The sequence below is a fragment of the Streptomyces sp. NPDC029674 genome, assembly GCF_044903205.1.
GTDB lineage: Bacteria > Actinomycetota > Actinomycetes > Streptomycetales > Streptomycetaceae > Streptomyces.
The window spans coordinates 224,894-240,706 of the sequence record NZ_JBJDPY010000006.1 but is presented as its reverse complement, the minus strand read 5'-3'; the positions used below and the strand labels follow the sequence as shown (position 1 = coordinate 240,706).

Sequence of the window (15,813 nt, the reverse complement as noted above, 5' to 3'; positions counted from 1 at the left end):
AGGAGCGGCACGTGAGCGAGAGCAGCACGGGGGCGGCCGCGGCGGAAGCGGTGACGGAGGCCGCCGCCGCTGCCGGTAACTGGCGCCGGGCCGGGGTGGCGGGCGCCGCGATAGGTGTGATCGCCGCGGGCGCGGCCGCCGGTGTCGCCATAGAGCGGCTGACCGTCGGCCGGGGCATGCGCAAGAAGGCACGCCTCGCCCTCGACGCGTCGGGGCCGTACGGCTCGCTGCGCGGCATGCCGGGCACGGCGTACGCGGACGACGGCACGGAGCTCTCGTACGAGGTCGAGGAGGTCGAGGACGACGGCGACCAGGACACGCGGCGGCGCAGGCTCTTCGGCCGCCGGGCCCCCGCGCCCGTCACCGTCGTCTTCAGCCACGGCTACTGCCTGAACCAGGACTCCTGGCATTTCCAGCGGGCGGCCCTGCGCGGCGTCGTCCGCGCCGTCTACTGGGACCAGCGCAGCCACGCCAGGTCGGGGCGCGGTGTCGACCAGCTGGAGCACGACGTGCCGGTCTCCATCGACCAGCTCGGGCGCGACCTGAAGGCGGTCATCGACGCCGCCGCGCCCGAGGGGCCGCTCGTCCTCGTCGGGCACTCCATGGGCGGCATGACGACCATGGCCCTCGCCGACCAGTTCCCGGAGCTGATCCGCGAGCGCGTGGTGGGCGTCGCCCTGGTCGGTACGTCGTCGGGGCAGCTCGGTCAGGTGAACTTCGGGCTTCCGGTGGCCGGGATGAACGCGGTGCGGCGGGTGCTGCCCGGTCTGCTGCGGGCGATGGGTTCGCAGGCCGAGCTGGTGGAGCGGGGGCGGCGGGCCACCGCGGACCTGTTCGCCGGCGTCATCAAGCGCTACTCGTTCTCGCGCAAGGACGTGGACCCGGCCATCGCGCGGTTCGCGGAGCGGATGATCGAGTCGACGCCGATCGACGTGGTCGCGGAGTTCTACCCGGCGTTCGGCGAGCACGACAAGGCGGACGCGCTCAAGCACTTCGCCGAGCTGCCGGTGCTCGTGCTGGCCGGTGACAAGGACCTGGTCACGCCGAGCGAGCACAGCGAGGCGATCGCCCAGCGGCTGCCGGACGCCGAGCTGGTCCTCGTCCCGGACGCCGGACACCTGGTCATGCTGGAGCACCCGGAGGTGGTCATGGACCGCCTCGCGGATCTGCTGGTGCGGGCGGGTGCGGTGCCGGGGACCGGCCGGGCGGGACGGGCCGACGGCGGCTGAGCACAGCCGCCAGCCGCTACCGTGGGCGGTATGGAAGCACCGCACCACCAGGCCCCCGCCGCCACTCTCCAGGCCACCCTCGGGATCACCGTCAACTCGCCCGAACAGATGGGCGAGTTGGGTCGTCGGCTGGCCAAACTCCTGCGCCCCGGCGACCTCGTCATGCTCACCGGTGAGCTCGGGGCCGGCAAGACCACCCTGACCCGCGGTCTCGGCGAGGGCCTCGGCGTGCGCGGCGCCGTCACCTCGCCGACCTTCGTCATCGCCCGTGTGCACCCCCCGCTCGGCGAGGGTCCCGCGCTGGTGCACGTCGACGCGTACCGCCTGGGCGGCGGGCTCGACGAGATGGAGGACCTGGACCTCGACGTCTCGCTGCCCGAATCGGTGATCGTCGTGGAGTGGGGCGACGGCAAGGTCGAGGAGCTGTCGGAGGACCGGCTGCACGTGGTCATCGACCGCGCGACGGGCGACACGGCGGACGAGGTGCGCGAGGTGACGGTCACCGGCCTCGGCGAGCGGTGGGCGGACGCGGACCTGGCGTCGCTGGCCGCCTGAAACCGCCTGAACCCTCAGCCCCGGGCCCGTCGCCCGGGGCTTTTCTCGTACGTTCGACCGAAGGTTCCGACAGGACGTCGGCAAAATGTTGCGTTGCGTGCTCCGGGCGTGGTCACATGGATACCGGTGCTGGTTAGGTCTACCTAACTTCGTCTGCCCCCGGAGCCCCCAGGAGGCATCCATGTCGGCTTCAGAACGTGACGCTTGCGCTCAGCCGCGCGGGAACAGGCTGCCGGGTCCGTCGGCCGCCGCGGATCCCTCGAACTTCTCGATGCGCGACCTGCTCGCGTCGTGCGCCGCCGCGACCGCCGTCTCCACGCCTCCACGCGACCCGGCGCCCGCCGGGAGCGTGCCCGGTACTCCTACGGAACGACGCCGCCCGTCCCGCTGATGCCGCTGGTTTCGCTGCTCCCGCTGGTCAGGGAACGACGACGACCTTCTTGCCGTGCAGCGCGAACTGCCACATCGCGTCGCCGTGCGCGCGCGACGCGCGGATGCCGCCGGTCTTCTTCGACGGGTCCGGCTTCGGCATCGTGCCGTCGACGGCCGCGCTGAAGCCGATCGCCGCCCCGTCGCGGCTCGTGAAGATCACGACGTGCTCGATCGGCACGCCGTCCGTACCGATGACGCGGCCCGTCCGGGAGCTGACCTTGTACGTGCCCGGGTCCGGGTCGACCGTGCCCGGCGCCACCTGGAACGTGAGCTTCACCTTGCCGGACGCCTCGACGAGCCAGACGCGGTCGTCCTCCAGGGAGTAGATGACCCGCTCGCCGGCGCCGGACTGCGCGGGCAGCGCCGTGGGGTTCTTCTTGTCCTTGGGGGAGCGCGAGGCCGACGCGGAGGGGGAGGACTTGTCTGACTTGCTCAGACTGTCCGGGGCGTTGGCCGAGGCCTGGTAGGCGAGGAAGCCGACCGCGGCGAGCGCAGCGGCGGTGAGCCCGGCCACGAATCCCGAGCTGCTCCTTGACACCTTGCGCCACCCACCTCTTCGTACTGCGTACGGCTACGGAGTGACGGTAGCAGCAGGCGCCCCGCATCCCGGGTCGGCCGTGCGGCGGGCGCCGGAGCCGTAGGCTGTTCGCGTGCTCTTGCTCGCTCTGGATACCGCAACGCCCGCCGTCACCGTCGCCCTCCACGACGGCTCCTCCGTCATCGCGGAGTCGAGCCAGGTCGACGCCCGACGCCACGGAGAACTGCTCCTTCCCGCCGTCGACCGGGTACTGGCCGAGGCCGGCCTGAGACTCGACGCCGTCACCGGCATCGTCGTCGGCGTGGGCCCCGGCCCCTACACCGGCCTGCGCGTCGGCCTGATGACCGCCGACACCTTCGGCCTCGCGCTCGGCGTCCCGGTGCACGGCGTGTGCACGCTGGACGGCCTCGCGTACGCCTCGGGCATCGAGTCCGGCCCCTTCGTGGTGGCCACCGACGCCCGGCGCAAGGAGGTCTACTGGGCCCGCTACGACGACGTGCGCACTCGTGCGAGTGACGCCGCCGTCGACCGGCCCGCGGACATCGCCGCCGAGGTCGAGGGGCTGCCCGCCGTCGGCGCCGGCGCGCTGCTCTACCCCGACACGTTCCCCGATGCCCGCGCCCCCGAGCACGTGTCGGCGGGCGCCCTCGCGGCGCTGGCCGCCGAGAAGCTCGCGGCGGGCGAGGAGCTCATGGAGCCCCGGCCGCTGTACCTGCGCAGGCCGGACGCGCAGGTGCCCAAGAACTACAAGGTGGTCACCCCCAAGTGACCACCGAGGCGACCCAGGCGGCCGGCGGCGCCGTGCTGCGCGAGATGCGCTGGTGGGACATCGACCCGGTGTTCGTCCTGGAGAAGGAGCTCTTCCCGGACGACGCCTGGTCGCGCGGCATGTTCTGGTCCGAGCTCGCCCACTCGCGCGGGCCGCTCGCCACCCGTCGCTACGTGGTCGCCATGGACGGCGACCGCCTCGTCGGGTACGCGGGGCTCGCCGCCTCCGGCGACCTCGCCGACGTCCAGACCATCGCCGTCGCCCGCGACCACTGGGGCACCGGGCTCGGCGCCCGGCTCCTCACCGACCTGCTCCAGGCCGCGACCGCCTTCGAGTGCCCCGAAGTGATGCTGGAAGTGCGTGTCGACAACACCCGGGCGCAGAAGCTGTACGAGCGCTTCGGCTTCGAGCCCATCGGCTTCCGGCGCGGCTACTACCAGCCGGGCAACGTGGACGCCCTGGTCATGCGCCGCACCGATCCCTCCACCCCCGTATCAGGCGTACAAGGAACCGAGATTCATGGCTGACTCGCGCGACGAACCCCTCGTCCTCGGCATCGAGACCTCCTGCGACGAGACCGGCGTCGGCATCGTCCGCGGCACCACGCTGCTCGCGGACGCCGTCGCCTCCAGCGTCGACGAGCACGCCCGCTTCGGCGGCGTCGTGCCCGAGGTCGCATCCCGCGCCCACCTCGAGGCGATGGTGCCCACCATCGAGCGCGCCCTGAAGGAAGCGGGGGTGACCGCGAAGGACCTCGACGGCATCGCGGTGACCGCGGGCCCCGGCCTCGCGGGCGCGCTGCTCGTCGGCGTCTCCGCCGCCAAGGCGTACGCGTACGCGCTGGGCAAGCCGCTCTACGGGGTGAACCACCTCGCCTCGCACATCTGCGTCGACCAGCTGGAGCACGGGCCGCTGCCCGAGCCGACGATGGCGCTCCTGGTGTCCGGCGGCCACTCGTCGCTGCTGCTGTCCGCGGACATCACCTCGGACGTGCGGCCGCTCGGCTCGACCATCGACGACGCGGCGGGCGAGGCCTTCGACAAGATCGCGCGGGTGCTGAACCTCGGCTTCCCCGGCGGCCCCGTCATCGACCGGTACGCGCGCGAGGGCGACCCGGACGCCATCGCCTTCCCGCGCGGCCTGACCGGCCCCCGTGACCCGGCCTACGACTTCTCCTTCTCCGGCCTGAAGACGTCCGTCGCGCGCTGGATCGAGGCGAAGCGGGCCGCGGGCGAGGAGGTGCCGGTGCGGGACGTGTCGGCGTCCTTCCAGGAGGCGGTCGTCGACGTGCTGACCCGCAAGGCCGTGCGGGCCTGCAAGGACGAGGGCGTCGACCACCTCATGATCGGCGGCGGCGTGGCCGCCAACTCGCGGCTGCGGGCGCTGGCGCAGGAGCGGTGCGAGAAGGCCGGGATCCGGCTGCGCGTGCCGCGCCCGAAGCTGTGCACGGACAACGGCGCGATGGTCGCGGCCCTCGGCGCCGAGATGGTGGCCCGCAACCGGGCGGCCTCCGCCTGGGACCTCTCGGCGGACTCGTCGCTCCCGGTGACCGAGCCGCACGTGCCGGGCCACACGCACACGCACGACCACGTGCACGAGGTCAGCAAGGAGAACCTGTACTCGTGAGCGTCGCGCTGATGTGGGAGGCCAGGGCCGCCGAGGGGCGCGGCGACGAGCTGCTCGCCTGGGCGCGGGCCCAGGAGCTCGACGGCGTCCCGCTCCGCCGCGAGACCTTCCGGGCGCCGCAGGACCGGGTGCTCGTCATCACCTGGTGGGACGCCGCGTACGACGCCGAGCTGCCTGAACTGCCGGAGCCCGAGGGGGGACTGGCGACGCGGGCGGTGCACCGGTGGCGCTTCGAGTCGGTCTCCACGGAGGCCTAGGCCTCCTCGGTGCCCAGCAGCACCGCGGCCGTCACCAGCGACAGGACCGTCGTGCAGGCCGTGGAAAGCACCGCCAGGGTGCCGAGCGTGCTGTCGAAGTACAGGTCGAGGGCGTCGTCGGCGACGAACGCGTACAGGCCGCGCCCGTCCAGGTAGAGCAGGACGAAGGCCAGCGCCAGGCCCGCGCCCCGGCCCGCCGGCCGCCCCGCCACCAGCAGCGCCCCGACGGCCAGCGGCGCCAGCGCGAAGGCCACGGTGTGGAAGGTGTACGGGATCGACGTCGAGTACGAGGCGTCGACCGCGTCCCGGAAGAAGCCGCCGACCCCTGCGTCGGGCGAACCGCCCACTACGTAGACCTGCGCCCGCGTCAGCCGGTACACCAGCCAGGCGACCGCGACCGCCCCCGACAGGAGCAGGCACACCCCGGCGGCGGTGAGCCGCGGGCGCGCTGCCGCCGGTCGTGGGGCGGTCGGCGGGCCGTACGGAGGAGGCGGGGCGTCGTAAGGGACGTACGACCTGGGGATGACGGACCGGCGTCCCGCGCGCGTCATCCCGATGAGCGTCGCGACACCCACCAGCAGCCCGGTCACCCGGAAGCCGATGAGCAGCTGCCCGTAGTGCGAGCGCTCCAGCACGGCTCGGTAGTCCGACGACACCGCGAGGCCCACCAGCTCCCGCAGGGCGAGGCCGATCAGCACCGCCGCCAGCAGCATCAGCGCGCCCCGCGCCACCCGGCGGCCGGCGAACGCGATCCCGCCGAAGACGAGCGCGGCCGTCAGCAGCGCCCAGTCGTGCGGGGTCAGGGCCCAGGGCGTGAACGGCGCACGCGGGTCGTACAGGGCGGTGAGGAAGTCCCCGCCGTCCGCGCCCCGCTCCTCCACCTCGTAGCCGATCCAGCCCGCCCCGGCGACCGCGTACAGGCCGACGGCCAGGCCGGTCCGCCGGTACGCCGGGAAGCTCTCCGGCCCCGCGCGGTTCAGGTCCCCGTGTGTGCCGTGGTCCAGCCTGGCCATGCGCGTCCTCTGCCCCCTGAGGCTTCCGAAGCCTCTGGTGTCAGGGACACGCTGTGGGTCCGGTCAGTTCCCGGCGGGCTTCCGGTACGTCAGGAGGTAGCGCCAGAACAGCAGTTGGCGCACGTGGCTGCCGGGCAGGAGGCGGGCCGCCTCGGCGCGGACCTCCGGGAGCCGCATGTCCGGCGGGCGCACGGGGGCCTTGAGCGGGGGCTCGTACGTGCCGCGCAGCCGCTCGGCCGCGTACACCGTCACCCGGGCCACCGCGTTGGCTGGCGACGCCACGGGGTCCCACCACGTCATCCCGGCGTAGCAGCCGAGCACGAGGAGGGTGCCGCCCGGGGCGAGGGCGTCGCGCAGGCGCGTGACCGTGCCGAACGGCATGTGGTGCAGGCTCGCCAGGCAGGTGACGGCCTCGTAATGGCCCTCGGGAAGGTCCTCCCGCACCACGTCTGCCTGCCGGAACCGGGGACCGCCGCCGAGAGTCCGGGCCTCGGCGATGACCTCCGCCGACGGATCGAGCGCGTCGACCTCGTAGCCACGGGCCGCGAGCGCGCGGGCGAAGCGGCCGGTGCCGCAGCCGACGTCGAGGGCGGTGCGGCCGTGGGACGGCAGGTTCCGCAGGAGCAGACGGTGGTAGTGGTCGTTGTGGTCGAAGGGCATGCGGGGGAGCCTCGCACAAGAAATTTCGACGAATCCCGGCGACGATGTCGAAACGGGCGTCTCCCGTTCGACGCAGGGGTGAGAGGCGGGGAGAAGCCCCGCCGCCACCCCGATGGGAGACCACCATGCCGCGCTACCTGACGATGATCCGCATCGACGAGAACAACGTGCCCGAGGGCGGCCCGAGCCCCGAGCTGCACGAGCGGATGGGCGCGCTGCTCGAAGAGATCACCAAGGCCGGGGTCATGCTCGACACCGCGGGCCTCCGGCCGACCTCGGAAGGCACCCGGGTGACCTGGGACAAGGGCGAACTGTCCACCACCGACGGCCCCTTCACCGAGACCAAGGAGGTCATCGGCGGCTACCTGGTCTGCCAGGCCAAGGACATGGCCGAGGCGGTCGAATGGACCAAGCGGTTCCTCAAGACCCACGAGGACTACTGGACGATCACGGCGGAAGTCCGCGAGATCGAGGGCTGAGAGCCGGGTCCGGGGGCTCCCGGCCGTCGGCCGGGAGCGGCGCGCGCCTTTGCGGGTCCCGTGCGGGGATGCTCTGATGGATGGCCGTGAGCCATCCGCCGGAGCACCCCCGCCAGGTCATCGAGACCGTCTTCCGCATGGAGTCGCCGCGCCTCATCGCCGGCGTCGCGCGGATCGTACGGGACGTCGGCATCGCCGAGGAACTGGCACAGGACGCCCTGGTGGCGGCCCTCGAACAGTGGCCCGAGCAGGGCGTCCCGGACAACCCGGGCGCCTGGCTCATGACCACCGCCAGACGCCGCGCCGTCGACCTGGTGCGCCGCCGCGAGCGGTACGCCCGCAAGCTGGCGGAGGTCGGCCGCGACCTGGAGACCATGCCGCCGCACGTCGACGAGCCCGCCGACCCGGACGACATCGACGACGACCTGCTGCGCCTCGTCTTCACGGCCTGCCACCCGGTGCTCTCCGCCGAGTCCCGCGTGGCGCTCACGCTGCGCCTGCTCGGCGGCCTGACCACCGGGGAGATCGCCCGCGCCGTGCTCGCCTCCGAGTCGACCGTGGCGCAGCGGATCGTGCGCGCCAAGCGTGCCCTCGCCGCCGGCGGCATCGACTTCGAGGTCCCCTGCGGCCCGGACCGCGACGCCCGGCTCGGCTCGGTCCTCGAAGTCATCTACCTGATCTTCAACGAGGGGTACGCCGCCACGGCCGGGGACGACCTGCTGCGCCCCGCCCTGTGCGAGGACGCGCTGCGCCTCGCCCGGGTGCTCACCGCCCTGATGCCCGACGAGTCCGAAGTGCACGGCCTCGCCGCGCTGTTGGAGCTGCAGGCGTCGCGCGCGGCGGCGCGCACGGGCCCGGCCGGCGAGCCCGTGCTGCTCAAGGACCAGAACCGGGCCCGCTGGGACCAGATGCTGATCCGGCGCGGTTTCGCCGCGCTCGCGCGGGCGCAGAGCATGGCGGCCTCGCCCGCCGGGGGCCTCGGCCCGTACGCCCTCCAGGCCGCGATCGCCGCCTGCCACGCGCACGCGCACACGTACGAGGACACCGACTGGCAGCAGATCGCCGTCCTCTACGGCCTGCTGGCCGCCCGCGCCCCGTCCCCGGTGGTCGAGCTGAACCGGGCCGTCGCGGTCGCGATGGCGCAGGGCTCGGAGGCCGGCCTGGTCCTGGTCGACGCGCTCGCCGCGGAATCCGCGCTGCGCGACTACCACTTGCTGCCCAGCGTGCGCGGTGACCTGCTCGCCCGGCTCGGCCGCAAGGAGGAGGCCCGCGCGGAGTTCGAGCGGGCGGCGTCCCTGGCCCGGAACATGCGGGAGCGCGAGCTGCTCCTTGAGCGGGCGGCCGGCTGCTAGGGCGTGTCTTTCGGATCGGCCCGGGCCCGCGACGCCTGGCACGGCGCCTCGCGGCGCTGTCGCATCGCCCACGGACCCCCGGTCCGCGGGCGATGCTCCGCCTTGCGATCCACCGCACCAGACGCCGCGGGCTGACCGGACCGATCCAAAAGACACGCCCTAGACGGCGCTACTTTTCCCTGCTGACCGGGTGCCCGATCAGCATGGTCGGGGCGCCCGCGACCCGCGTCAGGAAGACGGTCGCCGCGTTCTTCCCCTGCGGCTTCACCTTGCGCCGCAGCTCCTCCGGCTCGACGGCGGAGCCCCGCTTCTTGACGGTGAGGATGCCGACCCCGCGCTCCCGCAGCAGCGCCTTCAGCTTCTTCACGTTGAAGGGCAGCCGGTCGGTGATCTCGTACGCGGCGGCGTACGGGGTGTCGTGCCGGGCGTCGGAGGTGACGTACGCGATGGTCTCGTCGATGAGCCCGCCCCCGACCCGCGCGGCGACCTCGGCGACCAGATGGGCGCGGATGACGGCGCCGTCCGGCTCGTACAGGTAGCGCCCGACGGGACGCACGTCGGGGTCAGGGAGCATCTCGGCGAGCGAGGTCCACAGGGAGGCGCCGCCCGGCAGGAGCGTCGCGCGGTGCGAGGCGGGGGTGTCCGTGCCGAACCACAGCACGGCCTCCTTCACGTCGCCGCCGTCCGAGATCCACTCGGCGCCGGCCTCGGCGGGGATCGCCTCGTGCGGGATGCCGGGCGCGATCTTCAGCGCGGCGAGCGGGGCCTTGAGCGCGGCGCCGATCGCCCAGGAGAGGGGCGGGGAGTAGGCCTCGGGGTCGAAGATGCGGCCGCGCCCGCCACGCCGTGCCGGGTCCACGAAGACGGCGTCGTACGCGGAGGTGTCCACCTCGGTGACGTCGGCCTCCCGGACCTCGATGAGGTCGGCGAGGCCGAGCGCCTCGGCGTTGGCGCGGGCGACCGCGCAGGTCAGGGGGTCGCGGTCGACGGCGAGCACGGAGATCCCGGCACGCGCGAGGGCGATGGCGTCACCGCCGATGCCGCAGCAGAGGTCGGCGAGCGAACGTACACCGAGGGCCCGGAAGCTCGCGGCGCGGTGGGCGGCGACGGAGGCGCGCGTGGACTGCTCGACGCCGTTCGGCGTGAAGAACATCCGGGCCGCGTCCTCGTCACCGAACTTCGCCGCTGCCCGGCGGCGCAGCCGTGCCTGTGCGAGGGCGGCGGAGACCAGGGGCGCCGGGTGCGTGCGGCGCAGCCGGGTGGCGGCGGCGAGCTCCTGCGCCGGCTCGACGTCCCGCACCTCGTCGAGCAGGTCCTGGCCCTCTCCGGTGCGGAGGGCGGCGAAGGCGGCGAGGGGGTCGCCGAGGTCGGTCTCGTGGCCGCTCGGCGTGTTCGGGTCGTTCACCCGCCCCATTGTGGGCCAGTCGGTGGATGGTGCGCGGCCGGTGGCGGTGTCGGGCCCTCACTACGGCCGTGAGCTGCGAGGATCCGGCGCCATGCAACTAGTAAGACAAAAGGAAGAATCCGCCAGAAGACGGAAGAATCAGGCGCGCGCCCTGCTGGCTGCCCTGTCCGTCACGGCGATCGCCTCGGGATGCGTCTCCGGAGGCGACTTCGGCGGCGCGGACCCGGCCCACGGCCAGCAGCCGCTCAAGGCCCCGCCCGCCCGCGCCCTCGACTCCTACGCCCGCAACCTCGCCACCACCCAGCTGGCGCGCGCCGCGGCCGCCAAGCGCTGGGGTCTGGCCAAGACCCCGCTGGCGGCGCCCCCGCCGCCCCGGACCAAGCCCCGCATCACCACCCGCAAGGGCTTCGAGGTCGAGGGCCAGGAGGGCCTGCCACCGGTCTTCACGACCATCCCCACCCGGAAGAAGGTCGTCTTCCTGACCATCGACGACGGCGCCGAGAAGGACCCGGCGCTGCTGCGGATGATGAGCGACCTGCGGCTCCCGTACACCGCGTTCCTCAGCGACTACCTCGTCAAGGAGGACTACGCCTACTTCAAGAAGATGCAGTCCCGCGGCGTCGTCCTGAACAACCACACCCTCAACCACCACTACATGCCCGGACTCTCGTACGAGGGGCAGCGCCGCGAGATCTGCGGCATGCAGGACGTCATCCAGAAGCGCTACGGCAAACGCCCCGAACTCTTCCGCCCGCCGTACGGCAACTACAACGTGGACACCCTGCGCGCCGCCAAATCCTGCGGCATCAAGGCGGTGCCCCTCTGGGCGTCGGAGGCCTTCGCCGACCACATGGAGTGGCGCGAGTGGGACAAGGACCTGCACCCCGGCGACATCATCCTCACGCATTTCCGGGGCCGCGAGGACTGGAAGGGCACCATGCCCGACATGGTCCGCCGCGTCATGAAGACCGTCACCAACAAGGGGTACGCGGTCGCCAGGCTGGAGGACTACCTGTGACCCCGCGGGCGCGAGCACGCCACCGCCTCCTCGCCGGGGCCCTCCTGTACGGAGCGCTCGCACCCGCACTCCTCACGGGCTGCGCGGAATCGGTGGACCCGATCGAGAGACTGGGCAGAAAGGCAGCGGAAAAGCTCCCCTCGCGCAAGCCCACGGCCACGGGAGGGCCGGACGCCCACCGCTGTGGGCAGGCGTTCCGCTGGGCGGAACGGGTGGGCACAGCCCCCGGTGCCGGTCCACAGCAAACGAGGCGTCCCCCTGTCGCCGACAGGGAACCCCGTACGACCGCAACCCGTTGCCCCGAAGGGGTGCCCGAACCCCCGATCCGCTAAAGCCCGGCGCAGCCGATTGGCACTCCGCTTGACCGAGTGCTAACCCGCGTCCTAGTCTCGCTTCTGGCACTCCCCACTGGAGAGTGCCAACAGCGACGGGCAGGTCCGGCACCCGCGACGACGGATCCACCTGGTCGCCACACCTCAGACTCTTAACCCCGTGAGATCTCCGAAGGGGGAGACCGGATCGTGACGACCGCCAGCTCCAAGGTTGCCATCAAGCCGCTTGAGGACCGCATTGTGGTCCAGCCGCTCGACGCCGAGCAGACCACGGCCTCCGGCCTGGTCATTCCGGACACCGCGAAGGAGAAGCCCCAGGAGGGTGCTGTCCTCGCCGTGGGCCCGGGCCGCTTCGAGAACGGCGAGCGCCTGCCGCTCGACGTGAAGGTCGGCGATGTCGTGCTGTACAGCAAGTACGGCGGCACCGAGGTGAAGTACAACGGCGACGAGTACCTCGTCCTCTCGGCCCGCGACGTGCTCGCGATCGTCGAGAAGTAATTCACCCAGCAGATTTGCTTACCGAGCTGCGCCCCTGGTCACCCCGCTGATTGCCGGGCGGCGAGGGGCGTAGTTCGTTACAACCGAGTTTTCGAGAGGGCTGAATCGCTCCCATGGCGAAGATCCTGAAGTTCGACGAGGACGCCCGTCGCGCCCTTGAGCGCGGCGTCAACAAGCTTGCCGACACGGTCAAGGTGACGATCGGCCCCCGCGGCCGCAACGTCGTCATCGACAAGAAGTTCGGCGCCCCGACCATCACCAACGACGGCGTCACCATCGCCCGCGAGGTAGAGGTCGACGACCCGTACGAGAACCTCGGCGCCCAGCTGGTGAAGGAGGTGGCGACCAAGACCAACGACATCGCGGGTGACGGCACCACCACCGCCACCGTGCTCGCCCAGGCCCTGGTCAAGGAAGGCCTGCGCAACGTCGCCGCCGGCGCCTCCCCGGCCGCCCTGAAGAAGGGCATCGACGCCGCCGTCGCGGCCGTCTCCGAGGAGCTCCTCGCCACCGCCCGCCCGATCGACGACAAGGCCGACATCGCGGCCGTCGCCGGTCTGTCGGCCCAGGACCCGCAGGTCGGCGAGCTCATCGCCGAGGCGATGGACAAGGTCGGCAAGGACGGTGTCATCACCGTCGAGGAGTCCAACACCTTCGGCCTGGAGCTCGACTTCACCGAGGGTATGGCCTTCGACAAGGGCTACCTGTCGCCGTACATGGTGTCCGACCAGGAGCGTATGGAGGCCGTCCTCGACGACCCGTACATCCTGATCCACCAGGGCAAGATCTCGTCGATCCAGGACCTGCTGCCGCTGCTCGAGAAGGTCATCCAGGCCAACTCCTCGAAGCCGCTGCTGATCATCGCCGAGGACGTCGAGGGCGAGGCCCTGTCGACCCTGGTCGTGAACAAGATCCGCGGCACCTTCAACGCCGTCGCGGTGAAGGCCCCCGGCTTCGGCGACCGCCGCAAGGCGATGCTCGGCGACATGGCCACCCTCACCGGTGCCACCGTCATCGCCGAAGAGGTCGGCCTCAAGCTCGACCAGGTCGGCCTTGACGTGCTCGGCACCGCCCGCCGCGTCACCATCACCAAGGACGACACCACGATCGTCGACGGTGGCGGCAACAAGGCCGACGCCGACGCCCGCGTCGCCCAGATCAAGGCCGAGATCGAGGCCACGGACTCCGACTGGGACCGCGAGAAGCTCCAGGAGCGCCTCGCGAAGCTCGCCGGCGGCGTGTGCGTCATCAAGGTCGGCGCCGCCACCGAGGTGGAGCTGAAGGAGAAGAAGCACCGTCTGGAGGACGCCATCTCCGCGACCCGCGCCGCGGTCGAGGAGGGCATCGTCTCCGGTGGTGGCTCCGCTCTGGTGCACGCCGTCAAGGTCCTCGAGGGCAACCTCGGCAAGGAGGGCGACGAGGCCACCGGTGTCGCCGTCGTCCGCCGCGCCGCCGTCGAGCCGCTGCGCTGGATCGCCGAGAACGCCGGCCTCGAGGGCTACGTCATCACCTCGAAGGTCGCCGAGCTCGAGAAGGGCTTCGGCTTCAACGCCGCGACCGGTGAGTACGGCGACCTGGTCAAGGCCGGCGTCATCGACCCGGTCAAGGTCACCCGCTCCGCCCTGGAGAACGCCGCGTCCATCGCCTCCCTGCTCCTCACGACCGAGACCCTGGTCGTCGAGAAGCCGGCCGAGGAAGAGGCCGACGCGGGCCACGGCCACGGTCACGGTCACTCCCACTGACCGCTGCGCTCGGCTTGAACGGTGACTGAGGCCCGGCTTCCCTTACGGAGAGCCGGGCCTCAGCCCTGTTCGGGGTCGCGTCTGCCGGGCTGGTCTCCGTTGCCGACTGCGGGTCGTGGTCCGTCCTCGCGCAGTTCCCCGCGCCCCGCGGTGGGGGGGGGGGGGGGGGGGCCCCCCCCGCGCCCAACCCCCCCCCGCGGCGGGTAGTTTCTGCGGGCCGGACTTTGGGGCCGGGCGCNNNNCGTACGGGGGGGGGGGGGGGGGGGGGGGGGGGGGCCCCGGGGGGGGGGGGGGGCGCGGCCCCCCCCCCCCCCCCCCCCCCCCCCCCCCCGCGCGCCCCCCCCCCCCCCCCCGCGACCAGCCAGAGACAACCCGCACCCGGCGACGGGAAGTTACTGCGGCCCGTACTTGCGGCCCGTCCGCGACGTGACGCCACCCAGCAGGTTCCGCGGCGTCACCTTCACCACCCCCATCAGCGCCTTGTACCGCGGATCGGGCACGGACAGCGTCTTGCCGCGGGCGAGGTCGGCCAGGGCGACAGCCACCAGCTTGTCCGCGTCGAGCCACATCCAGTTGGGAATGTTGGACGTGCCCATCCCGGCGCGCTGGTGGAACTCCGTACGTACGAAGCCGGGGCACAGCGCCATGAGCCGCACCCCGGACCCGGCGAGATCCTTCGCCGCGCCCTGCGTGAATTGCACGACCCACGCCTTGGACGCGCCGTACGTCCCGCGCGGCACGAACGCCGCCACGGACGCGACGTTCACGACACCGCCGCGGCCACGCTCCCGCATCGACGCCGTCGCCGCCGACGTCAGCCGCAGCACCGCCTCGCAGTGCACCTTGAGCATCGTCAGCTCGTCCTCGAGCGACACCTCCAGGTAGCGGCCCTTGTTGCCGAACCCCGCGTTGTTGATCAGCAGGTCGACCGGGTTCCGCCGGTCGGAGAGCCGCTTCTCGACGGCCTCGATGCCGTCGTCCGTCGCCAGGTCAGCCGTGAGCACCTCCGCCTCGATGCCGTGCCGGTCGTGCAGCTCGGTCGCCTGTTCGCGCAGCCGCTTGGTGTCGCGAGCCACCAGCACGAGGTTGTGCCCGTCACCCGCGAGACGCCGCGCGAAGGCGGCGCCGATGCCGGCGGTAGATCCCGTAATCAGAGCCGTAGTCATGGACCAAGGCTAGTGAGATCGCGTAACGGCCAGGTACCTGCGCGCGCGCTCGGCCGTCTCGGGATGCAGCGCGTCACCCGCCGCGAGCAGCCGCGGCAGCAGCGCCTTCTCCGTCGTGACGGCCCGGAACTGGAGGCCGACGGTGACCTCGTGCTCCGGCCGGTGCACGATCTCGATGCGGTCCCCGGCCCGGATCTCACCCGGCTCGATCACCCGCAGGTACGCGCCCGGAGCGTCCCCCTCGGTGAACCGCTTGACCCAGCCCTTCTCGTCGAGGTGGCCCTGGAACGTACGGCAGGGAATGCGTCCGCTCGTCACCTCGAGGAGCAGGTCGGCGCCGATCCGCCACCGCTCGCCGATCTTCGCGCCGTTCACGTCGACCCCGGAGGTCGTGAGGTTCTCGCCGAAGGAGCCGTCGGGCAGGACCCGCCCCAGCGTCCGCTCCCACCGGTCGAGGTCCTCCCGGGCGTAGGCGTACACCGCCTGGTCGTTGCCGCCGTGGTGCCGCAGATCGCTGATCTCGTCACCGGCGACGCCGCTCCCGCCGACCCCCTTGGCGCCCGGCGCGCTCACGCGCACGGGGCCGTGCACCGGACGCTTGTCGATACCGGTGCGGCCGGAGGGCGCGTTGGTGTACTCGGCGGCCGTGCGGCGGCCCACGTTGACAGAGAGAAGCTCCATGACAGCAGGCTAGGTGAGCGGCCCTCAAAGGCGCGACAGAATATTTCGCGACATGTCCAAG

General features: G+C 72.4%; 17 protein-coding genes. 11 read left to right on the top strand and 6 right to left on the bottom strand.

Annotation, left to right across the window (positions count from 1 at the left end; all coding sequences use genetic code 11):
- Positions 1-11 precede the first annotated feature (11 nt).
- Positions 12-1,229, top strand: a complete 1,218-nt coding sequence (locus ACI2L3_RS16685; RefSeq protein ID WP_404753104.1) for an alpha/beta fold hydrolase — start codon at positions 12-14, stop codon at positions 1,227-1,229.
- Between the two features lie 30 nt (positions 1,230-1,259).
- Complete coding sequence (tsaE, locus tag ACI2L3_RS16680; protein ID WP_404753103.1) at positions 1,260-1,784, top strand: tRNA (adenosine(37)-N6)-threonylcarbamoyltransferase complex ATPase subunit type 1 TsaE; 525 nt, start codon at positions 1,260-1,262, stop codon at positions 1,782-1,784.
- A 418-nt stretch (positions 1,785-2,202) separates the two neighbouring features.
- Here the strand turns inward: tsaE and ACI2L3_RS16675 are convergent, their stop codons facing one another.
- A complete protein-coding gene (locus ACI2L3_RS16675; protein WP_404753102.1) occupies positions 2,203-2,754 on the bottom strand; it encodes a hypothetical protein in 552 nt (183 codons plus the stop codon).
- A 112-nt stretch (positions 2,755-2,866) separates the two neighbouring features.
- Between ACI2L3_RS16675 and tsaB the strand changes: the two genes are divergently transcribed.
- Genes tsaB through ACI2L3_RS16655 form a run of 4 tightly spaced genes read left to right on the top strand, consistent with a single transcriptional unit; the run spans position 2,867 to position 5,406 of the window.
- Complete coding sequence (gene tsaB / locus ACI2L3_RS16670; RefSeq protein WP_404753101.1) at positions 2,867-3,523, top strand: tRNA (adenosine(37)-N6)-threonylcarbamoyltransferase complex dimerization subunit type 1 TsaB; 657 nt, start codon at positions 2,867-2,869, stop codon at positions 3,521-3,523.
- 44 nt (positions 3,524-3,567) lie between these two features.
- Positions 3,568-4,050 carry a ribosomal protein S18-alanine N-acetyltransferase gene (gene rimI, locus ACI2L3_RS16665; RefSeq protein WP_404753310.1) on the top strand — a complete coding sequence of 161 codons (483 nt, stop codon included), beginning with the start codon at positions 3,568-3,570 and terminating at the stop codon, positions 4,048-4,050.
- Positions 4,043-5,149, top strand: a complete 1,107-nt coding sequence (gene tsaD, locus ACI2L3_RS16660) for a tRNA (adenosine(37)-N6)-threonylcarbamoyltransferase complex transferase subunit TsaD (RefSeq protein WP_404753100.1) — start codon at positions 4,043-4,045, stop codon at positions 5,147-5,149. Before rimI ends, tsaD begins: the two co-directional genes overlap by 8 nt.
- The gene (locus ACI2L3_RS16655; protein WP_404753099.1) at positions 5,146-5,406 is read left to right on the top strand and encodes a hypothetical protein; all 261 of its coding nucleotides are present in this window, start codon (positions 5,146-5,148) and stop codon (positions 5,404-5,406) included. The genes tsaD and ACI2L3_RS16655 overlap by 4 nt, the downstream gene beginning before the upstream one ends.
- Here ACI2L3_RS16655 and ACI2L3_RS16650 read toward each other — a convergent pair.
- Together ACI2L3_RS16650 and ACI2L3_RS16645 are read right to left on the bottom strand one after the other, a co-directional pair.
- Positions 5,403-6,419: a hypothetical protein gene (locus tag ACI2L3_RS16650; RefSeq protein ID WP_404753098.1), complete on the bottom strand. Its 1,017-nt coding sequence runs from the start codon at positions 6,417-6,419 to the stop codon at positions 5,403-5,405. The two genes, ACI2L3_RS16655 and ACI2L3_RS16650, sit on opposite strands and share 4 nt — an antisense overlap.
- A 63-nt stretch (positions 6,420-6,482) precedes the next feature.
- Entirely contained in the window at positions 6,483-7,079 is a 597-nt protein-coding gene (locus tag ACI2L3_RS16645) for a class I SAM-dependent methyltransferase (protein WP_404753097.1), read from the bottom strand.
- A gap of 125 nt (positions 7,080-7,204) precedes the next feature.
- On the opposite strand from ACI2L3_RS16645, the gene ACI2L3_RS16640 reads away from it, so the two are divergent.
- Both ACI2L3_RS16640 and ACI2L3_RS16635 read left to right on the top strand, forming a co-directional pair.
- Positions 7,205-7,558 carry a YciI family protein gene (locus ACI2L3_RS16640; protein ID WP_404753096.1) on the top strand — a complete coding sequence of 118 codons (354 nt, stop codon included), beginning with the start codon at positions 7,205-7,207 and terminating at the stop codon, positions 7,556-7,558.
- A gap of 80 nt (positions 7,559-7,638) precedes the next feature.
- The gene (locus ACI2L3_RS16635) at positions 7,639-8,910 is read left to right on the top strand and encodes an RNA polymerase sigma factor (protein ID WP_404753095.1); all 1,272 of its coding nucleotides are present in this window, start codon (positions 7,639-7,641) and stop codon (positions 8,908-8,910) included.
- A gap of 169 nt (positions 8,911-9,079) precedes the next feature.
- Here the strand turns inward: ACI2L3_RS16635 and ACI2L3_RS16630 are convergent, their stop codons facing one another.
- A complete protein-coding gene (locus tag ACI2L3_RS16630) occupies positions 9,080-10,324 on the bottom strand; it encodes a methyltransferase domain-containing protein (RefSeq protein WP_404753094.1) in 1,245 nt (414 codons plus the stop codon).
- 82 nt (positions 10,325-10,406) lie between these two features.
- Between ACI2L3_RS16630 and ACI2L3_RS16625 the strand changes: the two genes are divergently transcribed.
- The 3 genes from ACI2L3_RS16625 (at position 10,407) to groL (ending at position 13,905) form a co-directional block, all read left to right on the top strand.
- Complete coding sequence (locus ACI2L3_RS16625) at positions 10,407-11,333, top strand: polysaccharide deacetylase family protein (protein WP_404753093.1); 927 nt, start codon at positions 10,407-10,409, stop codon at positions 11,331-11,333.
- A gap of 521 nt (positions 11,334-11,854) precedes the next feature.
- Positions 11,855-12,163: a co-chaperone GroES gene (gene groES / locus ACI2L3_RS16620; protein ID WP_006347174.1), complete on the top strand. Its 309-nt coding sequence runs from the start codon at positions 11,855-11,857 to the stop codon at positions 12,161-12,163.
- Between the two features lie 113 nt (positions 12,164-12,276).
- Entirely contained in the window at positions 12,277-13,905 is a 1,629-nt protein-coding gene (gene groL / locus ACI2L3_RS16615) for a chaperonin GroEL (protein ID WP_404753092.1), read from the top strand.
- A 392-nt stretch (positions 13,906-14,297) separates the two neighbouring features.
- Here the strand turns inward: groL and ACI2L3_RS16610 are convergent, their stop codons facing one another.
- Positions 14,298-15,071, bottom strand: coding sequence for an SDR family NAD(P)-dependent oxidoreductase (locus ACI2L3_RS16610; RefSeq protein WP_404753091.1), 774 nt, complete (start codon positions 15,069-15,071; stop codon positions 14,298-14,300).
- Positions 15,072-15,080: 9 nt separating this feature from the next.
- Positions 15,081-15,752, bottom strand: coding sequence for an MOSC domain-containing protein (locus ACI2L3_RS16605; protein WP_404753090.1), 672 nt, complete (start codon positions 15,750-15,752; stop codon positions 15,081-15,083).
- Between the last annotated feature and the right edge of the window lie 61 nt (positions 15,753-15,813).

Excerpts from the sequence above, each read along its gene's own strand:
- rimI (WP_404753310.1), top strand. The coding sequence starts at position 3,568 with ATGCGCTGGTGGGACATCGACCCGGTGTTCGTCCTGGAGAAGGAGCTC.
- ACI2L3_RS16640 (WP_404753096.1), top strand. The coding sequence starts at position 7,205 with ATGCCGCGCTACCTGACGATGATCCGCATCGACGAGAACAACGTGCCC.
- ACI2L3_RS16635 (WP_404753095.1), top strand. The coding sequence starts at position 7,639 with ATGGCCGTGAGCCATCCGCCGGAGCACCCCCGCCAGGTCATCGAGACC.
- ACI2L3_RS16625 (WP_404753093.1), top strand. The coding sequence starts at position 10,407 with ATGCAACTAGTAAGACAAAAGGAAGAATCCGCCAGAAGACGGAAGAAT.
- ACI2L3_RS16645 (WP_404753097.1), bottom strand. The coding sequence starts at position 7,079 with ATGCCCTTCGACCACAACGACCACTACCACCGTCTGCTCCTGCGGAAC.
- tsaD (WP_404753100.1), top strand. The coding sequence starts at position 4,043 with ATGGCTGACTCGCGCGACGAACCCCTCGTCCTCGGCATCGAGACCTCC.
- groL (WP_404753092.1), top strand. The coding sequence starts at position 12,277 with ATGGCGAAGATCCTGAAGTTCGACGAGGACGCCCGTCGCGCCCTTGAG.
- ACI2L3_RS16650 (WP_404753098.1), bottom strand. The coding sequence starts at position 6,419 with ATGGCCAGGCTGGACCACGGCACACACGGGGACCTGAACCGCGCGGGG.
- ACI2L3_RS16610 (WP_404753091.1), bottom strand. The coding sequence starts at position 15,071 with ATGACTACGGCTCTGATTACGGGATCTACCGCCGGCATCGGCGCCGCC.
- ACI2L3_RS16630 (WP_404753094.1), bottom strand. The coding sequence starts at position 10,324 with ATGGGGCGGGTGAACGACCCGAACACGCCGAGCGGCCACGAGACCGAC.
- tsaE (WP_404753103.1), top strand. The coding sequence starts at position 1,260 with ATGGAAGCACCGCACCACCAGGCCCCCGCCGCCACTCTCCAGGCCACC.
- ACI2L3_RS16605 (WP_404753090.1), bottom strand. The coding sequence starts at position 15,752 with ATGGAGCTTCTCTCTGTCAACGTGGGCCGCCGCACGGCCGCCGAGTAC.